Source organism: Methylotuvimicrobium alcaliphilum 20Z (assembly GCF_000968535.2).
Classification (GTDB): domain Bacteria; phylum Pseudomonadota; class Gammaproteobacteria; order Methylococcales; family Methylomonadaceae; genus Methylotuvimicrobium; species Methylotuvimicrobium alcaliphilum.
On record NC_016112.1, the window covers coordinates 4,510,819 to 4,529,829 of the forward strand.

Annotated in this window: 17 protein-coding genes and 1 pseudogene; 4 read left to right on the forward strand and 14 right to left on the reverse strand. The window is 48.3% G+C overall.

All coding sequences use genetic code 11. The annotated features are described in order from the left end of the window. Nucleotides 1-88: 88 nt before the first annotated feature. From MEALZ_RS19205 to MEALZ_RS19225, 5 genes are all read right to left on the reverse strand, one after another. Complete coding sequence (locus MEALZ_RS19205) at nucleotides 89-868, reverse strand: methyltransferase domain-containing protein (protein WP_014150316.1); 780 nt, start codon at nucleotides 866-868, stop codon at nucleotides 89-91. A 22-nt stretch (nucleotides 869-890) separates the two neighbouring features. Then, entirely contained in the window at nucleotides 891-1,619 is a 729-nt protein-coding gene (locus tag MEALZ_RS19210; RefSeq protein WP_014150317.1) for a response regulator transcription factor, read from the reverse strand. A gap of 61 nt (nucleotides 1,620-1,680) precedes the next feature. After that, nucleotides 1,681-2,667 carry a Tim44 domain-containing protein gene (locus MEALZ_RS19215; RefSeq protein WP_014150318.1) on the reverse strand — a complete coding sequence of 329 codons (987 nt, stop codon included), beginning with the start codon at nucleotides 2,665-2,667 and terminating at the stop codon, nucleotides 1,681-1,683. A 265-nt stretch (nucleotides 2,668-2,932) separates the two neighbouring features. After that, the gene (locus tag MEALZ_RS19220) at nucleotides 2,933-4,297 is read right to left on the reverse strand and encodes a hypothetical protein (RefSeq protein ID WP_014150319.1); all 1,365 of its coding nucleotides are present in this window, start codon (nucleotides 4,295-4,297) and stop codon (nucleotides 2,933-2,935) included. 124 nt (nucleotides 4,298-4,421) lie between these two features. Continuing rightward, nucleotides 4,422-5,057 carry a BPSS1780 family membrane protein gene (locus MEALZ_RS19225; RefSeq protein WP_014150320.1) on the reverse strand — a complete coding sequence of 212 codons (636 nt, stop codon included), beginning with the start codon at nucleotides 5,055-5,057 and terminating at the stop codon, nucleotides 4,422-4,424. 930 nt (nucleotides 5,058-5,987) lie between these two features. Here MEALZ_RS19225 and gnd point away from each other — a divergent pair. The 4 genes from gnd to MEALZ_RS19245 all read left to right on the forward strand — a co-directional run bounded on the left by gnd (nucleotide 5,988) and on the right by MEALZ_RS19245 (nucleotide 11,628). Further along, entirely contained in the window at nucleotides 5,988-7,433 is a 1,446-nt protein-coding gene (gene gnd, locus MEALZ_RS19230; RefSeq protein WP_014150322.1) for a decarboxylating NADP(+)-dependent phosphogluconate dehydrogenase, read from the forward strand. 27 nt (nucleotides 7,434-7,460) lie between these two features. After that, nucleotides 7,461-8,951: a glucose-6-phosphate dehydrogenase gene (zwf, locus tag MEALZ_RS19235; protein ID WP_014150323.1), complete on the forward strand. Its 1,491-nt coding sequence runs from the start codon at nucleotides 7,461-7,463 to the stop codon at nucleotides 8,949-8,951. Between the two features lie 662 nt (nucleotides 8,952-9,613). Next, nucleotides 9,614-10,294 carry an SDR family NAD(P)-dependent oxidoreductase gene (locus tag MEALZ_RS19240; RefSeq protein WP_014150325.1) on the forward strand — a complete coding sequence of 227 codons (681 nt, stop codon included), beginning with the start codon at nucleotides 9,614-9,616 and terminating at the stop codon, nucleotides 10,292-10,294. 71 nt (nucleotides 10,295-10,365) lie between these two features. Beyond that, entirely contained in the window at nucleotides 10,366-11,628 is a 1,263-nt protein-coding gene (locus tag MEALZ_RS19245) for an NAD(P)/FAD-dependent oxidoreductase (protein WP_046061712.1), read from the forward strand. A gap of 279 nt (nucleotides 11,629-11,907) precedes the next feature. Here the strand turns inward: MEALZ_RS19245 and MEALZ_RS19250 are convergent, their stop codons facing one another. The 9 genes and pseudogenes from MEALZ_RS19250 to MEALZ_RS19295 form a co-directional block, all read right to left on the reverse strand. Continuing rightward, complete coding sequence (locus MEALZ_RS19250; protein WP_014150327.1) at nucleotides 11,908-12,108, reverse strand: hypothetical protein; 201 nt, start codon at nucleotides 12,106-12,108, stop codon at nucleotides 11,908-11,910. Continuing rightward, nucleotides 12,098-12,367: pseudogene (locus MEALZ_RS23880) on the reverse strand (BrnT family toxin). Before MEALZ_RS23880 ends, MEALZ_RS19250 begins: the two are co-directional and overlap by 11 nt. Before the next feature lie 391 nt (nucleotides 12,368-12,758). Continuing rightward, nucleotides 12,759-13,049: a HigA family addiction module antitoxin gene (locus MEALZ_RS19260; RefSeq protein WP_014150329.1), complete on the reverse strand. Its 291-nt coding sequence runs from the start codon at nucleotides 13,047-13,049 to the stop codon at nucleotides 12,759-12,761. Between the two features lie 14 nt (nucleotides 13,050-13,063). Beyond that, nucleotides 13,064-13,390 carry a type II toxin-antitoxin system RelE/ParE family toxin gene (locus tag MEALZ_RS19265; RefSeq protein ID WP_198482321.1) on the reverse strand — a complete coding sequence of 109 codons (327 nt, stop codon included), beginning with the start codon at nucleotides 13,388-13,390 and terminating at the stop codon, nucleotides 13,064-13,066. 332 nt (nucleotides 13,391-13,722) lie between these two features. Beyond that, a complete protein-coding gene (locus tag MEALZ_RS23210; protein WP_198482323.1) occupies nucleotides 13,723-14,073 on the reverse strand; it encodes a hypothetical protein in 351 nt (116 codons plus the stop codon). Between the two features lie 801 nt (nucleotides 14,074-14,874). Continuing rightward, nucleotides 14,875-15,426 (reverse strand): hypothetical protein, encoded by a 552-nt coding sequence (locus MEALZ_RS19280; RefSeq protein ID WP_014150334.1) that lies wholly within the window; start codon nucleotides 15,424-15,426, stop codon nucleotides 14,875-14,877. Between the two features lie 297 nt (nucleotides 15,427-15,723). Continuing rightward, a complete protein-coding gene (locus MEALZ_RS19285) occupies nucleotides 15,724-16,425 on the reverse strand; it encodes a urate hydroxylase PuuD (RefSeq protein ID WP_014150335.1) in 702 nt (233 codons plus the stop codon). A 642-nt stretch (nucleotides 16,426-17,067) separates the two neighbouring features. After that, nucleotides 17,068-17,931, reverse strand: a complete 864-nt coding sequence (locus MEALZ_RS19290; protein WP_014150337.1) for an RnfABCDGE type electron transport complex subunit B — start codon at nucleotides 17,929-17,931, stop codon at nucleotides 17,068-17,070. 22 nt (nucleotides 17,932-17,953) lie between these two features. Continuing rightward, nucleotides 17,954-18,811: a ferredoxin reductase domain-containing protein gene (locus MEALZ_RS19295; RefSeq protein ID WP_014150338.1), complete on the reverse strand. Its 858-nt coding sequence runs from the start codon at nucleotides 18,809-18,811 to the stop codon at nucleotides 17,954-17,956. Nucleotides 18,812-19,011 lie beyond the last annotated feature (200 nt).

Consider the following 19,011-nt stretch of genomic DNA (forward strand, 5'->3'; position numbering starts at 1 on the left):
TGATGAGCGGCAACCTTAAGAGCGCTTCACTCAACCGCTAATGGCGTGATCCCATTTTCCCCGAATGGTTAAATTGCCGGATTTAGGCTTAACTGATTTCTCCTTGCCGGCGCGCCAATAGATGGATATAACGCCCCATGTCGCGGTAGGTCGGCATTCGGCAATAACGGTATTCCAATTCGAATAATTCGGCCGGATCGCTGCCGTCTAAAGTGTCTTTGCTTACATAATCGTGAAACACGCGAATACCGGTATGCGCCGTAACGCTAAATCCCTGGCTTTGCAATCGATCGATGACTTCGTGGGGATATTGAGGATTGGGCGGCGTTAGTTTTTTGCCTTTGCCGAGATAGGTATCGTCAAGCAAGTTTCTCCAGCGCCAATGGCCTTTCAAGGCATTGGTATAAACCATCGCATTACGGTTATAGAACAACAGCGACAAATAGCCGCCGGGCTTGACCTTTTCCATAACGATTTGCAAGGCCGGGAGCGGTTCGCCGAGCCATTCGATTACCGCATGAAATAAAACCAAATCGAATAGGGGAAGTTTGGCCGCAAGCGTTTGTAAGGGTTCATGATGAAATTCGGCGATCAGGCCGGCTTCGGAAAAATGCTGCCGCGCCCGCATCAACATCTTTTCCGACACGTCACATATCGTCAGATGATGGCCTTGTCCGGCGAGCCATTGGCTGATTTGCGCAAAACCGCACCCGGCATCCCATATCGACAGAGGTTCGGCAGCCCGGTAAAGCTCGTCAAGGTCTTCCTTCAGCAACTTGAGCCGCCAATCGCCTTTGGACGTACCGTAGACTTTTTGTTCGAATTTTTCGACAACCGGGTCGAAATTGCGGTCTTTCAGTGGTTTCATCGGGCAGGAGCTGCAAAGACGGTTAATTCGGTTCGATCAGCCGATAACCGATCCCCGATTGGGTTTCGAGCAAGGGCACAGCAAACGGCTTGTCGATTTTTTTGCGCAGTTTGTATAAATGGCTTCGAAGCGTGTCGCTGTCCGGGATTAATTCTCCCCAAAGTTCATGTTCCAATTGCTCTCGGGTAACCAGGTTGGGCGATTCGCGCATCAAGATACGCAGTATCCGCAAACACGTCGGCGACAATTGAATAATCCGGCCCTGGCGCATGACCTGCATCGTGTTGGTATTGAACGTCAAATCGTGAATTTGATAAACGGACTCGTCTAATTCGCCGCGTTCGCGGCGGATCAAGGCATTGATGCGGGCTTCGAGCTCCGGCATTTCGAATGGTTTCACCAAATAATCGTCGGCGCCGCGTTGAAATCCTTCCAATTTGTCTTGTAATTGATCGCGAGCGGTCAGCATTAATATCGGCGTCGACAAACGCGCGTCTTTACGCAGTCTCCGGCATATTTCCAAACCGTCGATGCCCCCGGGCAGCGTGATATCGAGAATGATGGCGTCATAGCGTTGCGTTGCTGCAAGATGCAGTGCGCATAATCCGTCGTAGGCATAATCCATCGTAAAGCCGCTGCTTTCCAGATAGGCCCCGACCGCTTGAGCCAGATTTTTATGATCTTCGACCAGCAGCAATGAGGCATTCCGCGGGCTCGGCTGATTTTGAGGATTGGCTGGAGAAACGTCCATATTTTGGAAAGTGTGAAGGTTCGGCGAAGGCCCGCCGAACCTTGTATCGGTAATGTTAAGGTTATTCTTCGACTTGCTGAATACCGTCCAGGTACCATTTCGGCTGCAGGCTATTTCTCGGCTTAACGAAATGCCAGACTTCGCGAACAGCTTGCTCCGGTCCGTAAATGTCTTCGCGCAGTAAGGAATCGAACAATACGGTCGCTTCCAATTCGCTACCGGATTCGCGGACGTCGAGCAATTCGGCTTGAACACTGACGACCTCGGTTCGGTTGTCATCGGTCGAGGCCTTGAGTTGATCCTGTATTTCGGCGAACACGCGGTCGGTAGTCAGGCCTCTGATTTCGGCTAGATCGCGATCGTCCCACGCGGCTTGTAAAGCTCTAAATGCATTTTCGGCACCGTTTAAAAAAGCGTGCTCATCGAAACCTTCCGGCAAAATCAGCTCGCGATTTTCGATAGCAGGCTCGAACCCCGAATCGTTATTGGCTTGAGGGCCTTTCTTAAACAATAAGTCGGTATTGAAACCCGAATTACCGACCGAAGCGCGTGATGGCTCTTGGGCTTGCGGCACTTCATAATCGCTATAGGCGGAAGTTGAGCGCTGTTGCGGTTCATAGCTGTCGCGGCTATAGGCCGGTACCGGGCGCGGGGCATTTTTGGCGCGGGCGGCAAACAATTTATAGAGTAAAAACGCGATACCGCCGAAGACTAAAATATCCATGAAATTGAAGTTCTCGAAGGCACCGCCGAACAACATAGCGCCAAGCAACCCGCCCAAAGCCAGGCCGCCGAGCATGCCCATCAAGCCGCCGCGACTGGCGAGTTTTTGTTTGGCCGCTTGGTTTTGAGCCTGTGCTTGTTGCTGTTGACGTGTTGGGGCGGCTTTTGCCGGTGTGGCGGAGCGTTGATACGGTTTATTGAACGAGGATTTGCCGCCGAACGAGCCGCCTCCGCCGAACCGTTTGGCTTCGGCATCCGAGACGCCGCCCAATCCGAGGGATAGTCCGATGATCAAGGTTGTCACTATGCTGGTTAATTTATTCATAGGTAAGTTTTTGAGTTTTGTTGATTAAGGCAAGAGAAATAATTGGGCTGTTCATTGTATAGCGCAGTCTTTCGCCCTTTTAACCGCGCATTAAAGATTCTCGTTTACGACACGGCAAGAACTGATTGAGTTCCATCGATAGATTCATGGCAAACAGTCAAAACCCCCATCTTTCTTAGTATGAAGTGAATTAAGCAATATGGGGTTAAATCAGGGCGGGTTGAATAACCCACCGCCGCGCCTCAATTTTTCAGGTAATGGCGAATTAAAACTCCTTCACCACAAAGAAAGTAATGTCGCTTCCGCCACGTTCGTCATCCCTTAGTACGTTAAAATTATGGGTAACATCCACGACCAACATCGATTCGCCGAGAAAACCGGTCGCGAGCCGTCCGCCCACCGCGCTATAAAACGTTTCTTTTCTCTTAAATTCGCCGCCGATATTGCGTACCGGATTCAACCAACCCGCAGTTCCGTGCAAGCTGAAATAACTGAAAAAAATCGGCTCCCAGCGGTATTCGGCATTACCGATCAAATAGTGTTCGGGATAATATTCCCATACCGAAGCGCCGGGGAGCACGGGCATGGCAGTCGAGGCAAAATCCCACCCCATCGGATTGACCCCGCCTCCGATGCGTTGCGCCGAAAACCGGTCCAGATTGGCGCCCGTACCGCCATGGACGGAGCCTAATAGCCGGTGTCTATCGCTATCGATAAACGGAACGCCGGTGGCGCCTAAAGCATAGGCGTCGAATCTCAAATGATCCCGAGAATCGCTAGCGCGGTATTGATTGCCCTCAAGTCCCCAGTCGCGCCAATTCACGCGGTGTCCGTAGACCAGGTTTCCGCCGGCGGCAAAACCTTCGTGAGCCAGCCACAATATATTCCGTTTTAGCCCATCGTATTTCACTTCCAGGCGTGAGCCGAGCTCAACGGTATCGCGGGGCGCGAGAAGATTATCGGCGGCTTCGCTGCCTTTGCTGAAATATAAAAACCCCGGCTCGAAATACAGATTGGCCATGAAGATATTATCGTTATAGCCGGGATCGACTTGAGTTCGATAGCCGAGACCGATATCCCATTGTAAACGCCCCCAGTACATTTCTTCATCGAGTACCCTTCGCCCGTCGACAGCCTCGCTCATCGCGGTCGGCGGTGTAAAATTCCTAAATGCTAATGCATATTGAAAATCGCCCCAATCGGGCAACTGTTCGCCGTAGAACAAATCGTTATATGCTCCGGCAATATTTGCATAAAACAATTTGCTTTGTTCGGGTTGCCGCCAAAAATACAGACTGCCTATTGGAAAGATGTCCCGATCGTCGGGCCCCGGCGTGTTGTACTGAAGGCCAAGCATCCAAGCATTCACCGATGTTCTATCACGAGGATCGACAATAATTTCTTCGCCGAGAAACTCGGTTCTGAAACCTTCTCCGGCCAATGGGGTTTTATAATTTTTCGAATCCCGGTCCAGGTAGGGGAGCTCTTGTTCAATAGCGGATTGAATAGCGTCATCTGACGCTATTGCTTCAGTTTGCTGAGCCATAGCCGATGAATTAAAGCACAACAATCCGAACAAGGTTATGGATAGTGGGTAGAATTGCCGAGTGATTAGATCATAGCTAGCCATTTCATATACTCCAAAAAACACGTACTAGATCGTACAATAATTTAGTATAGAGGGTTTCCCATATCCAACTAAAGCAGGACTCGATATTCCGCCAGGAATGACCGAAAAATAGACCTAGTTAATGCTATCGATAAATCGCTTTATAACTGATATAAAACGCACAGAACGTAACCGGCATGATTACGATCATCGCCAAACCAATCGTGATGATAGACAGTACTGCAAAGAGTATCAAAAACAGATAAATCGTGATCATCGCCGAAATATGGCGTCCGCAATTGTAATAACTACTTTTAATTGCATCGACCGGCTTGCTGTCGCTGAACATCACTTGGGGTACTGAATACAACAACGCTGAAATGACCAAGATACCCAATGGCGCAGCTAGTATCAGTGCCGTGAAAGGTCCAAGTGTTACGGTTAATCCCGCTTCAATAATTTCGAAGAATACCATTAACAAACCGAGAATCAACAAAGGTTTCAGCTTGGTCGAATCGATGAAGCCTTGGAAAAAATGGCTGATTTTCACCTTTCGCTGCTCGTCGACTTCTCGAATTGCATACAAAAATCCGCCATACATCACCGGAAAGATCAAAGCGTCTAATATCTCACCGATTACTGGAAGTAGTGCTAGCAGGACTTCCAGAAGAATCCAGATCACGGTGCCGAGAATTAGCATCAGCGGGTTTTTAGTAAACAGCTTCCAACCATCGACAAACCACTGCCTGCCGTCTTTCATTGTATAACCTGTATCTTCCATCACGCTCTCCTAAAATTATTATTGTCTATCGACATCTATTTTAAGTCGATTCAATCAATCATACCTTTCGTATACCTTTCACACTTCAAATTTCGGCAGTGCCAGAGGAGGCGCCTGGGTGTCCGAGGCTTTGCCAGCATGGAGCTAGCTAGAGCCTCACTGCCATTAAGTTAAGCCGTTCGTGGTGAGCCTGTCGAACCATGGACGGCTTAACTTATCGATCCAGGCTTTTCCATTCACCCTTCGACAGGCTCAGGGCGAACGGAAAAATCCTTAACTTAATGGCAGTGAGCTAGAGCCTACATGGACGTATTCACCCAGCACCTAAATTCCATAGCCCATTGGCTATGATTAATTTTCTTAGATAATTTAGGTGCTGGGTTCACGGCGTCCTTTAGCGGACACCCAGGCGCCGAATTTTGAGCTACGACGGGTATAGAAACGAATGCTCATGAAAACAAAGGTCTTACGCTTCAGTATACCGACAACCCGGGATCGGTCCAAATTCGGCACACTCCGTTTAGTAAAAAGATTCGTCAGCATTAAATGTGTAATTATTCACCCCCCTATCGTTCCCACGCAGAGCGCTCATCGTTATACATAAATTGTAGGGTACGCTGCGCGTACCAAAGCCGTGCCCGGGCGGCTCGGTTGGCACATGAACATCGCGGGGTTACCATGGTACGCACAGCGTACCCTACGCGGATCGCCTAGCGCTAGGTGATCCGCGAGTGTTAAGTGACAGTAAATGGTATCGAGGTCTCATTGGCTAAGATTGCAAAAGGGTAATTTTTGACTTATGTATAACGATGAGCGCAGAGCGTGGGAACGATAATTGCCGGGGGACTGGATAGTTACTTAAATGTAGCCGTGCAAAAAAACGCCCCCGTGCTACTATGAAGCTTAGAACAGGTTTTGGGAGCACGTAATATGAAAGCGAATATCGGTTTAATCGGCCTGGCGGTCATGGGCCAGAATTTAGTTCTCAACATCAATGACAATGGTTTTAAGGTAGCCGTCTACAACCGCACGACAGAAAAGACCGACGAGTTCCTCACGGGGCCGGCCAAGGGCACCGAAATCGTCGGAACTTACTCGATCGAAGATCTCGTGCAGAAACTGGAAACGCCGCGCATCGTGATGTTAATGGTCAAAGCCGGAACCGTGGTCGATCATTATATCGAGCAACTAGTACTGCTACTCGATGCCGGCGATATCATCATCGACGGCGGCAATTCGCTATTTACCGACACCGACCGACGCACAAAGGCGCTAAAGGAAAAAGGCTTGCTTTATATCGGCACCGGCGTATCGGGCGGAGAGGAAGGCGCGAGGCACGGGCCCTCGATCATGCCCGGCGGTCACCCGGATGCCTGGAACCGAGTCAAACCGGTATTGCAGGCGATCAGCGCAAAAGTCGACGGCCAGCCTTGCTGTGAATGGGTCGGCTATGGCGGCGCGGGCCACTATGTCAAAATGATCCATAACGGCATCGAATACGGCGACATGCAAATCATTTGCGAAGCCTATCAACTGATGTCCGAAGGGCTCGGCCTTTCTGCCGATGAGATTTCCTCTATTTTCGCCGAATGGAACAGCGCGGAACTCAGTTCCTACCTAGTCGAAATCACGGCCAATATTCTTGCCTATAAAGACGAAGACGGCAGTCCGCTCCTTGACAAGATCCTCGACACAGCCGGCCAAAAAGGCACCGGTAAATGGACCGGCATCAATGCACTGGATTTGGGCATTCCGCTGACGCTGATCGGCGAATCGGTCTTCGCACGCTGCCTGTCGGCGATGAAAGACGAACGCATCAATGCCTCGCAAAAGCTGCCTAAACCGGTCAACCGTTTTGAGGGAAACCGGCAAGAAGCCCTCGAAACCATCCGCAATGCCTTGTATGCATCGAAAATCATTTCTTACGCGCAGGGGTTCCGGCTCATGCGCGAAGCGGCGAAAGAATACGGCTGGACGTTGAACTACGGTAAAATCGCACTGATGTGGCGGGGCGGCTGTATTATTCGCAGCGCATTTTTAAACGATATCAAACAAGCATACGATAGCAATCCTGATTTGGAAAATTTGCTGCTGGCCGATTTCTTCGTCGATGCTATGCGGCAGGCCGAACCCGGCTGGCGTAAAGCCGTCATACTCAGTATCGAACTCGGTATTCCGGCCCCGGCGTTTTCCAGTGCGCTAGCGTTTTACGACGGCTACCGGACGGCACGCTTGCCCGCCAATCTGTTGCAGGCTCAACGCGATTATTTCGGCGCGCACAGTTACGAACGCACCGACCGTCCGCGCGGCGAGTTTTTTCATACCGACTGGACCGGGCACGGCGGTAAAACCGCATCGTCTACTTATAACGTTTAAACTATACGCCTAACACGAGTCGATTCTATGTCTGCTGAACCCTGTACCTACGTCATTTTCGGCGCAACCGGCAATTTGTCCCGAATTAAACTGATGCCGGCGCTTTATCATTTGGATCTCGAAAACAAACTGCCGGAAGGCAGTCGTATCGTGGGCATTGGCCGACGGCCTTGGGACCAAAAAAAATGGCTTGAGGAAGTTCGGGAAATGATCGGCGCAAAGGTTCGTGAAGGTATCGACGAGACTGTATTCGCCCGGTTCAGCGATCGGCTTTCCTATCATCGCGGCGATCTCGGTGAAGCGGAATGCTATAGCGGACTGGCCGCTACCTTGAGTAAGGATGAAGATTTTTCCAAAAACATCGCATTTTATCTCGCGATCAGTCCCGAGGATTTCGGTAATGTCATCGAATCGCTTAGCAAAGTCGACTTACTGAATCAAGAATACGGCTGGAAACGCGTTATCATCGAAAAGCCCTTCGGTTACGATCTGGACAGCGCGCAATCGTTGCAAAAACGGATCGGCCGTTTTTTAAGCGAAGAACAGATCTACCGGATCGATCATTATCTCGGCAAAGGCATGGTGCAGAATGTATTGGTGTTCCGCTTCGCGAATGTCATGCTAGAGCCGCTGTGGAACCGCAACTACATCGACCATGTTCAAATTACTCATGCCGAGGATATCGGTATCGACACGCGCGGCGGCTACTACGATGGGGCCGGAGCTTTGCGCGACATGCTGCAAAGCCATTTGCTGCAACTGATGACGCTGGTTGCAATGGAACCGCCCGCATCGATGGAAGCGGAATCGCTGCGCGACGAGAAAGTCAAGGTCTTAAAATCGATTCGCCCAATACCCAAATCGGCGGTACACGCGCATGCCTATCGCGGCCAATACGCCAAAGGCACGGTCGGCAAGGAAAAGGTCAAAGGCTATTTGGAGGAAGAGAACATTCCGCCAACCAGCATTACCGAAACCTATGCCGCCGTAAAATTATTCATCGATAATTGGCGCTGGCGGGGCGTGCCGTTTTATCTACAGACCGGCAAACGACTGGCCAAAGGTCAATCGGTCGTCTCGATTTGCTTTCGCCATCCGCCGCTGCAGTTTTTTCGCGATACGCATGTGCAATGCATGAATCCGAATTGGGTACTGTTGAGCATTCAACCCGAAGAACGCATTCGCATGGAAATGACCGTAAAAGAACCGGGCCTGGAAATGCGCACGCGCACCAGCAGCCTGGACGCCGGTTTTCGAAACAGCGATGAAAAAGCGATCGACGCCTATGAAGATTTATTGCTCGATGTCATGAAAGGTGACAGCTCGTTGTTCCTGCGCTTCGATGAAGTCGAATATGCTTGGCGCATCGTCGACCCGATTCTGCAAACCTGGGCCGTAGAGCGCGACTTCATCCCGACTTATCCGGCCGGCAGTTGGGGCCCCGCCGAAAGCCGCCGTTTGTTCGAAAAAGAAGATCAATTCTGGCGCACCTCGTTGACGCCGGAGTGGTGCCAGTAAACCTAAATTCGGCAGTTTATACCTTTCGCATTTCTAAATTCAGTAGTGGAAGTAGAATGTAGCCCATATGCAGCGCAAGCGGTTACGCGAAGAGCACGGCTTCGAAGCCCCGGATTTCGTGCTGCTCTATCCAGGCTACGACCTGCATGACGTTTTTATAGTTTTTACCAAGTAAAAGCTTATGATACTGCTCTATACCTTTAGCACTTCAAATTTCGGTAGTGCCGGAGGAGGCGCCGGGGCGTTCGGGCTCCAAGTTCAGTTCTCGAGCGAATTGCGTCTGTTCTTCGATGTAGTCTTCCAAAAGCAAGAAAAAAAGACAGCGAACACCGTTCCTAGTTGTTCCCATGTAACTATGAGTTATCCACATGCCCCTTTCCTTTTTGCGTAACATTAAGGTAAGGGACGCGTCACTTTGACCGACTTATTAGGCCGGTAAACAAACCCCAAGGCTAAAAAGCTACCCGCCAAAACGAATTTAGGGGTTTCACTCTGTACCCAATTCTTAATGACAAATGTAAGACCTGCCCCGACGCTCTTGCGACGCTTGCTAAATTGCCAATACTCGCGATTGACTAACATTATTTGCACGGTAGCCTTATTGTTATACTTTTCGTACTTCAACTGATTTTTTTAGGTTGATTGACCATTGAGGACGAGCCATGCGTAAAATTTTGATCATAGGTGCTAGCAGTGGTATCGGCGCGGCTCTTACCCGCTTGGCTCAGGGGCAATTCCAAACTTATTCCGTCAGTCGTTCAGACGCAGAACCGGGTTTGTCGGAACATTTTAACTGCGATGTCTTAACCGACCCCTTACCGGCTTTGGACGAGCCATTGGCCGGCTTGGTTTATTGTCCCGGCAGTATCAACTTAAAACCCTTCGCAACGATCAAACTCGATCAGTTTCGGCAGGATTTGGAACTCAATCTGCTGGGCGCGGTGCGCTGCTTGCAGCATTATCAGCGTAATCTTCAGGCTGCGGATACGGCCTCGGTCGTGCTTTTCAGCACCGTAGCGGTGAATACCGGTTTTCCATACCATGCCACAGTGGCGGCCGCTAAAGGCGCGGTGGAAGGTTTGACCCGCTCCTTGGCTGCGGAATGGGCTCCGAAGATACGCGTCAATGCGATTGCTCCGTCATTAACCAACACCCCGTTAGCCGAACGTTTGATACGCGAAGACGCTAAAAAACAGGCTGCCGCCGCGCGCCATGCGCTGAATCGCATCGGTGAAGCCGAGGACATCGCTCAGATGGCCTTGTTTTTATTGTCCGACAAAGCCGGTTGGATTACCGGTCAAATCATGCGTGTCGACGGTGGAATATCGGCAGTCAGGACTTAGTCGCTTGGAATTCGCCTCAGCCTTACGTTTGCTGGTTCATGGGTTCACTTTTTGAAAAGGAGAAGGCGGTCATGAGTAAAAAGTACCATACGGTTGTGATCGGCGGCGGTTGTCTGGGCGCTGCCTGTAGTTTTTCGATAAGGCGCAAGCTCGGCAACAAAGCAGAAAAGGTGGCTATTGTAGAGAAAAAAGTATTGGGTGCGGGTTTGAGTTCTCGCCATAGCGCGATTGTCCGCTCGGCCAATGCGTCGCCAATGGCGGCAAGGATGGCCAAAATAGCCACACAGTATTGGAAAAATCTGCAACCGATTTGGGGTGTCGATATCCCTTTTGAACAGTCAGGGGCTATTTGGATCGCCGAGAGTCATTCCGGAAAGTCCTCAAAAAATTGGATGGACTTAGAGCAAGCAATGCAAAAAGAAGGCATCGATTTTACGATGATTTCTCATCAAGATGTGACCGAACTCACTCGGAATGCGGTTAAAATCGTCCCGGAAGAAATCTATTATTATGAGCCTGACGTTCTTCAGTTGGATTCCCCGCAAATCTTGAATGCAATGCAGACGGCCGCTCAAAAAAATAACATCGACATTTTAGAGCATTGCGAGGTCTTTGATTTTGAGCAAGATACTCGGAATGATATTACCGCCTTACACACCAGCCAGGGCAAAATCCTGACGAAGCATGTGGTCAATGCCGCAGGCGGTTGGAGTTCGGAATTGTTTGCCGGCATCGGTTTGCGCATTCCCGTGGCATTGGAGCCCGTGTACGCGGCTAATTTTTTGGTGAGTGTCAACGATATTCCGGAATCCATGCCGATTATCGCCGACTATGTCAATCAAGCCTATTTTAGACGCTGGCGCGGCAGTATTTTGCATATGCACCAACCGAGACGGCGCAATGCTAAAGATATTGCCCGTTCATTCAGCCGAGCAGCGATGAATCCCGACGGTGCCAATGTCATTTACGACGCATTGAGTTTTAATGTTAATCATCAGCAACTCGACAACTATCTAGGCAAAATCATCAGCCGTTTTCCAAGAATCGGAAAACCCGTTTATGCCGGAGGCTATCATTCATTTTTCGATATTACGCCCGATTTAAAATTCATTCTGGGGTCTGACACGCGAGTAAGTAATCTCTATCACTGCTTGGGCGCCGGCCAAGCTTTGAAATATGCGCCGATTTTCGGCGAAATCATCGCTGAATTAATCGTTGAAAAGCGCATGCCGGCCGATTCGATAGACATTGAGGAATTTTCCATAGCGCGATTCGCCGATAAAGACTTGTCTGAATATTGGCGTAGCGATTCTTTACAACCGAGTGCTTTGTAGGTCGATAAGCAAACGTTATCCGATCGGAAGTGTGGTGCTTCTGCGATAAAAAGTAACTTGACTACTTTTATAGAGCGCATCCCCCATGATGTAAAAGTAAGGACTGATCACTCACTTTTCTGACTTCGCTCTTCCTATTAGGGCGCTAATTGTTAGGGATTGAACTATGTAGCCCGTACCAGCGCATACGGCTTACGCGAAGGCCATGGCTCGAAACCCCGGATTTCGCGCTGCTCTATCCAGGCTACGGCCTACCTAGCTGTCGGTTCCTACCCCGAATTATATTGCCATGCCATGTTCTTTTGCATATTCACGTAATGCCTTATTAACGGACTCTGAAGTTGGGAATAGTTTATGTAATTCAGGAGAGATAACCATAATATTAGTTCCTTCCCTATAGCGTTTAACATATTTTCCTCGCACCCCTGATTTGATAAGCTCTTCCGGGTACTCTTCTCGTAATGTATCTTCATTGTTCATATGCTTTATGCTCTCGATTAGTCATGCGCCTTGCAGATATAATGCGAATGTTATCACCTCTTTCTGTGAAAGAAACCACTAGAGGCGTACCCTTTTATGAAACACCAAAAAGCAAATAGCGTTCTTCCTCGTAAGAGTGGTCCGGGTCTAAAACACAGGATGAAAAATCATCGTTAAACACTTCGCTGGCTTCAAAAAAAGAAATGCCATGCTTTTTCTGATTAGAAAATGCTTTGGTTTCATCCCATTCAAAATCCATGAGTACTTTTATCGTTTAGGTTAAAAAGTTTTGTTGAATGAGTATAACGAGTGATATAAAGCTTTAAAAGCAATAACAAACAAATCTTTTGTACACGACAAACCGTTTAAAAATTTTATAAAACGATCGGGATTCGTGTGATCAATGTTGCTCGCCAAATCTTTGTGGCGTCATACCTTCTCTCAACGACACCGCTCTTTATACCGCTGACCGTGATGCTTTGCTTGATTATTGATGAATTGAGTTCGGGAAAAAACATCCATCAGGATTTTTTCAGCATGCTATTTGAGGCTGGGGGATAACGTGGGGGGATTTTACTATTCGACAAATAACTGCGGGTTTGGGCTGGTTTTTACAGGAGCGGAGCGACGACTTCCATTGGAGCCCATTGCTATATGCCCGCAGCAACCAAAGACTCGACATGATACTCAGGTCTATGAGCCGACAGATCATGAGTCGATTGCAGATTAAGCCAAAATTCAGGGGACGTATTGAAAGCCTCAGAAAGTAGCCAGGCAGTATCTGGCGTAATACCACGTTTACCACGTACAATCTCATTAACGCGTTGAACGGATATACCTAAATGAATAGCCAGGGCTTTTTGGGTAATCTCAAGAGGCTCAAGAAACTCTTTAAGTAATATCGTACCTGGGTGTGTTGCAGTTCTGTTCGTCGGAATCATACGTCACCTCACTATTAGTGATAGTCCATAATTTGGACATCATGAGCTGCATTGGCCTCCCAACGGAAAACAATGCGCCATTGATTGTTTATACGGATACTGTGAAAACCCTTGAGATCACCTTTGAGTGGTTCCAGTCTGTTTGCAGGCGGAGATTTAAGATCGTCAAGGTTTTGAGCAGCATTGATTATGTCCAGCTTATACAGCGCCAATTCATGAATCTGGTTGGGCAGTTTTCTAGCTTTGTTGCTGGAAATTCCGTGAAACAAGTCTGAAGTGGCCTTATCACTGAATGAAACAATCATGATGCCGATATTAACGGATTCACGGTATTCATGCAATTTTTAGCGTTAAGGTAAGGGCCGCGTCCCTTTGACCGACTTATTAGGCCGGCAAACAAACCCCAAGGCTAAAAAGCTACCCGCCAAAACAAAAATTTAGGGTTTTCACTCTGTGCCCAATTATTAATGACAAATGTAAGGCCTGACCTCGATGCTCCTTCTTCGATGTAGTCTTCCAGAAGCAAGAAAAAAGACAGCGAACACCGTTCCTGGTTGTTCCCACGTAACTGTGAGTTATCCACATGGCTACTTTCCTTTTTGCGTAACGCCGCCATAAACGGCGCGAGCTTGCGAGCGTCCGGCGACCGTAGGGAGCGAATTTAATGGCCTTGTTAGGCGATTTCATGACCAAGCCCAATACGATGCCAAGCCTCTTTGAATTGTGGCTGATCATAAGAAGTGGGTTGCAACCAGTAAGACACGCGGCCCTCTTTTTCACCGCAATGAGCCAATGATTTTATCTCTTCAGGTAAAAGAACAAAAACATTTGGCTCTTTTGCGACATTATTTACGATGAGCCAGAAGTCACCCATAACTTTTTCAAGTGAGTTTCCGAGCGGAACTGGGTTTCGTTTTGAAAGCGCCTTTACTTGAACCCCGATAAAGTCAGTGCCTTCTTTATTGTATGCAATTATGTCAATGCCTCTTGCATTTCTGGCAGTTGGCATAACATTCCAGCCCATGCACGACAGTTTATAACAGGCATAGTACATGCCGATATTGCCAGTTACTTGAGTCTCTAATTTCGCGCTGGACTCCTTGTGCGCCTAACAAGTTATTGTCCCGACCTGTCTAACATACGGCTTTTCCTGCTTGATTGTCAAGAATGCAGCTACAACGCTAGATTTTCTGAACTGTATAATCTGCATTTAATTCATGATAAACCGATCGGAATAATACCAAAGCTACGTTTTGAATTTCCGCTATGACCAACATAAGCGACAATTGAATATCCAAATGCATAAACAGAAATAAAAAGGATAAGATCGAAATTAGGTCATATCGCGTACTTTCCCGTATTCCTCTATGGGCTAGGTGCTTTAACAGTAGTTTGGTGCGCATCGCGCGTCTAATGGTGTTACTCACGCTGCAGATTGGGTAATCTGTAGAGGAAGCTCTAGCTTTCCGACGATAAAGGAAAAATTGAATGAGCGAGTCGAGGTTGGTTGATGTTGTGCCGGTCTCTGGAAGCCGGATGGAGCTTGGTAAAGATCGGGATGCGGGTTGGGCGTTTTAGTTTGAGGCGTATGGGCTTTATAGCCTACAGCACGGAATTTGTAACCCCGTCCTAAACGTTTCGACTGTGGCTAAAGCAAATCAAAACGTTCGGGGCGGGTTGAATAAACCGCCACGCGCGAAATATCTTCACTTCGCTGGTGCTCTGTTTCCAAGATTTTCAGCTAAGGACAATTCGATTTGTTCGGCAAATCCGCCAGGCGACCCTTGTCCGTTAATTGCTGATGGCGCCGTAATCATTCAAGCTGTTATTCCTGGAGTATGGATTCTAAAATCAATGGCTCTCGTTGATCATAGGCTTCATATTCGCCACTAATCACTTTAAACAACAAGCTATAGGAGACTTTCCAGCGCCCGGTTTTACACTGTAACGTAACGGTTTTGGGATTCAAGCGAATCACTTTGCCGTACATTTCCACGTTCTCCCGTGTGTTCAAAAAGCCCAAAATTTCGCCAATACCGACCTCATGACGCTGTAAGCCAGTGCCCTTGCTGTTATTAATCGCCGTGTCGGCCTGTTCAATATTCAACCAAAAATAGGGCAACTTCCACCTTTTGCCGTCCGTCAGGTTTTGCACCAATACTTTGGTTTTATTACATTCCAATAAAATCGCTTTGATAGGCGCATTATGGACCGCATCGAAGTATTCAACCTCCTGGCCAATGCGTAATTCACGTTTGATGGCCGAAATACGTTTAGGGTCATCGAGCATACGCCGGATCGCGACATTCAATCGATAAAGATCAAACGGCGATGCCGTATCAAGCATTTTGATCACTTCGCTGAAATTAACAGACATATTTCTTCACCTTAATAAATGGTTTCCATCAGAGTACAGCTCGTATGGGCTTTAATGACAGCATACTGCACAGGTTAATGAAAAACCACCATAGTTTTTCATGGTTGACGAGATGAAATGACATCGTAGTTATAAGCGGATAGGCGCTTCCCTGGCGTTCAGGACGGGTTTAACCAACCCGTCCTACTGAAGTCCGGTATAATCGGGATTTGTAACCCCGTCCTAAACGTTTCGACTGTAGCTAAAGCAAATCAAAACGCGCGGAGCGGGTTGAATAACCCGCTCCGCGCGAAGTAATTAGATTAACTCTAAAAGAAGTACAAAAACCAAAGCCAAACCTAAACCGCAATGGATTACGCCCTTTACACTTGCCAATGGCCCCATAAAACCGGCAGACGGCAATTTCTGCGCAAAACCGTATCGGGAAAGCGCCTTGCGTGACGCATTGTATTGGAGACCGAGAATCGCTGCGAAAATCAAAAGGATACTGAGCGTTCCGGAATCATAATGAGGATAATGAGCGGAGGCGCCCATGAAAAATAACATCGGGACTGAAAACAATACATTCGTTCTAGAAGCCAGCCCCGCTTGCGCTGCTGCATCAGCTGCTTCAGGTATGGCCGCTTCGCCTTTCGCGGTTTTTTCGGTGGATGCGATTACTATTTTTTGATTCGGCCAAATGATTAACCAAACGTTTAAGAACATTAAAGTACCGAGCATAGCGCCGATATAGATATCGACCGACCACCCGCTGCCGCGGATTCCCATAATGCCGAGTCCTGTTAGAAAAGTCAGCATGGCTCCCCAGCGAAACCACCATAATGCGCGCGGCACCAACTTTTGAACAACATCTGATTTAGCCGAAGCTTCCGCCTCCTTAAAATACTCTCCTTGCACGAAATTGAAATAGTAAAGCAACCCAATCCAGGTTATTCCGGCCAAAAAATGTCCCCATCGAAACAGCATTTCCAGACCGGGTTGTGTTGTAAAAATGTCCATTAAAACCTCCCCTCATTAATTGATTATTGTTATTTTACGCAATGATTTTTTGTCTAGCCCAAGGGTTAATTCTTTATTGACAACAATGACGAAGTCGTATCCCTGGGTCAGCGTTTGGATGGTCGCTAAGTTTTTCCTGGCTGTCAAGTCAGAAAAAGCATTAATAATTAATAATTTACTACCTTTGTTATAAGAATCGGCTCAGAAGTAAGTTAAGGCATTATGTATTAATAAAGAAAACTTCGTAGGGAGGCCGCAGACAACATAACCTCGAAATAATTGGAGCGATAATGAGGGGAAAAAAGCTTTTCTGGACAACAGAATGCTGGGCTTGGGGGGTAACCATAATCATCAAGCTAAGCGCAGATCCCCGTTGCTAAATCATTATCGACCGCTTTCGGCGAGTCTAAGGGGTGTAGCCGGGATGGATCGCAGGGCAATCCGGGAAGTTCGAAGCCACGCCATTCCCGTATTCCGCTATGCTGCATACGGGCTACGTGCTTTAAAAGCAGGAAGCTCTAGCTTCTCGACGATCAAGGCGGATTGAACAAGCGATTCGGCCGGCTCCTTTCGCCTTTTCACGCAAGATTAAAAAACATTATCAAACGGGGGCGCCTTGAAACTTTTTCAAACTCAAAAAAATCAGCTTTCCCCCATTTTCAATTTCCCTTTGCGGATGATTTTTTTGGCTTCAGCTCCTTTGATAACTTCTCCATTTTTCTCCAGCCAAACGATGGCGCCCGTGGGACATCGTTGGATAGGGGCTTGGGTTTGGTGATTCTTCGAATAATCGACAACGGGTAAATTGTTGATCATCGTGATCAGGCTGGGGGCGTCCATCGCGCATTTGCCGCAGGCCGTGCAGCCGACTTCGCATTCTTCCAAAACCCCATCGCCTGCTTCCAGGCTTTTACAGGCTACCCATAGTCTATGACTGACAGGGTGTATCGAAAAAAGATCCTTCGGACAAACTTCGACGCAGTCTCCGCAGGCGGTACATTTTGCTTCATCGACGACCGGCAAACCGAAGGCATTCATTGTGATGGCATCGAAATCGCAGACTTTTTCACAATCTCCGTGGCTTAAACAGCCCCAAGAACACCCTTTGCCTCCCCCTGAAACCAAGGCCTCCGCTCTGCAACTTGATATTCCTTCATATCTGGCACGATTGATCGCGACATTGTTACCTCCGGCACAGGCCAAGCGCGCGACCTTCTTCTCCTCAGAACCAGCATCCACGCCCAAAAATTGCGCAATCTCTTTTTGTCCTTCTTCGCTGCTTACGCTGCATTTGGCCGGCGGCATTTCGCCTTTGACCAAGGCTTCCGCAAATGGCCTGCAGCCGGGGTATCCGCAAGCACCGCAGTTGGCATGAGGCAGCATGCCCTCCACCACATCGATTCTTGGGTCTTCGTAGACATACAGCTTTTTGTTGGCAATGATCAGCATCAGCGCCAATACCAGCGTCAATCCACCCAGTGCTAGCAAAGCAATCAGAATGGTCATCTCTATCTATCCGGTTCGGAGATCAATAGATCACCTCGGCCCATTTTTTGCCGGCAATCAGTTCGGCTTTCCGGTTTTCCCATTTTTCTTTGGAACCCATGATATTGATAAAGGCTTTGTCGAGATTTTCTTTCACCTTTTCATAGCCGGCGATAAAGATATAGGTGTTGGCCGAACCGAGCATTTCGAGAATTTCTTCGGCCCTTTGCTCTATCGCGTGATCCAGTAATATCGGATCTTCCCAATGCGGCCTTGGACTGAGTGCGTGAAAGGCTTCGAATGTCGCTTTGTCGTAATACTGGGTCAGGTCTCCGTCCTTGTCGTTGAGATAGAGCAGTTCGAGTCCGCTTTTCGCACCATAAAATAAGCGGATTTTTCCGTACCACTCTTTTTCCTGGCTGTAAATGTGCTTGATAAATGCCTTGAATGGCGCGATTCCGGTACCCATTCCAATCATGATAATGTTGGCCTGTTTATCATCGGGCACTTTAAAGGGCAATTCGAAAGGACCGGTAATCGTGATTTCATAGCCCTCACGACGGTCGCACAGGAAGTTGGAGCTCACTCCCTGATATTGTTCTCCGCTGAACTCGTCCACATAAGAACATCTTTTGACCAGCATCGTTATCAGGGACTTGCCGTTGCTTCTTTCCGGAATATCCGCCACGCTGTAAAGCCGATGATGATAGGAATTGCCGAAGTCGCTCTTGTGTTCGAGCAGAACGCCGAAGCTTTGATCTACCTGACAATCGAATTCGGGATTGTCTACCTCCAGTAATATTTCTCGAATTTCTTCCACATTGGCGGGGGTCAGCCTTTCGGTTTTTTTGACCTTGGCTTTGTATTGCTTAGTTGTATCGAGTTCTGATAAATAGGACATGGCTTTATTGCCTCATTTTGAAGATTCGTGATCGATTCGTTTGCTTTTTGAGCAAACCCGGGTGCATCCGCAATTGCCGCAGCTTAGCCTTTCGGCTAAAACGTCCGAGTCTGAAATGTTCTCGGAAAATGTTTCCCGCCATCGGGACTGCACCCAAACCCAAACCAGCAGCATCGATACTACGGCACTGATTCCAATTA

Bases quoted from the DNA above. Each gene is read 5' to 3' on its own strand.
- MEALZ_RS19205 (WP_014150316.1), bottom strand. From the start codon at position 868: ATGAAACCACTGAAAGACCGCAATTTCGACCCGGTTGTCGAAAAATTC.
- MEALZ_RS19210 (WP_014150317.1), bottom strand. From the start codon at position 1,619: ATGGACGTTTCTCCAGCCAATCCTCAAAATCAGCCGAGCCCGCGGAAT.
- MEALZ_RS19215 (WP_014150318.1), bottom strand. From the start codon at position 2,667: ATGAATAAATTAACCAGCATAGTGACAACCTTGATCATCGGACTATCC.
- MEALZ_RS19220 (WP_014150319.1), bottom strand. From the start codon at position 4,297: ATGGCTAGCTATGATCTAATCACTCGGCAATTCTACCCACTATCCATA.
- MEALZ_RS19225 (WP_014150320.1), bottom strand. From the start codon at position 5,057: ATGGAAGATACAGGTTATACAATGAAAGACGGCAGGCAGTGGTTTGTC.
- gnd (WP_014150322.1), top strand. From the start codon at position 5,988: ATGAAAGCGAATATCGGTTTAATCGGCCTGGCGGTCATGGGCCAGAAT.
- zwf (WP_014150323.1), top strand. From the start codon at position 7,461: ATGTCTGCTGAACCCTGTACCTACGTCATTTTCGGCGCAACCGGCAAT.
- MEALZ_RS19240 (WP_014150325.1), top strand. From the start codon at position 9,614: ATGCGTAAAATTTTGATCATAGGTGCTAGCAGTGGTATCGGCGCGGCT.
- MEALZ_RS19245 (WP_046061712.1), top strand. From the start codon at position 10,366: ATGAGTAAAAAGTACCATACGGTTGTGATCGGCGGCGGTTGTCTGGGC.
- MEALZ_RS19250 (WP_014150327.1), bottom strand. From the start codon at position 12,108: ATGAACAATGAAGATACATTACGAGAAGAGTACCCGGAAGAGCTTATC.
- MEALZ_RS19260 (WP_014150329.1), bottom strand. From the start codon at position 13,049: ATGATTCCGACGAACAGAACTGCAACACACCCAGGTACGATATTACTT.
- MEALZ_RS23210 (WP_198482323.1), bottom strand. From the start codon at position 14,073: ATGGGCTGGAATGTTATGCCAACTGCCAGAAATGCAAGAGGCATTGAC.
- MEALZ_RS19280 (WP_014150334.1), bottom strand. From the start codon at position 15,426: ATGTCTGTTAATTTCAGCGAAGTGATCAAAATGCTTGATACGGCATCG.
- MEALZ_RS19285 (WP_014150335.1), bottom strand. From the start codon at position 16,425: ATGGACATTTTTACAACACAACCCGGTCTGGAAATGCTGTTTCGATGG.
- MEALZ_RS19290 (WP_014150337.1), bottom strand. From the start codon at position 17,931: ATGACCATTCTGATTGCTTTGCTAGCACTGGGTGGATTGACGCTGGTA.
- MEALZ_RS19295 (WP_014150338.1), bottom strand. From the start codon at position 18,811: ATGTCCTATTTATCAGAACTCGATACAACTAAGCAATACAAAGCCAAG.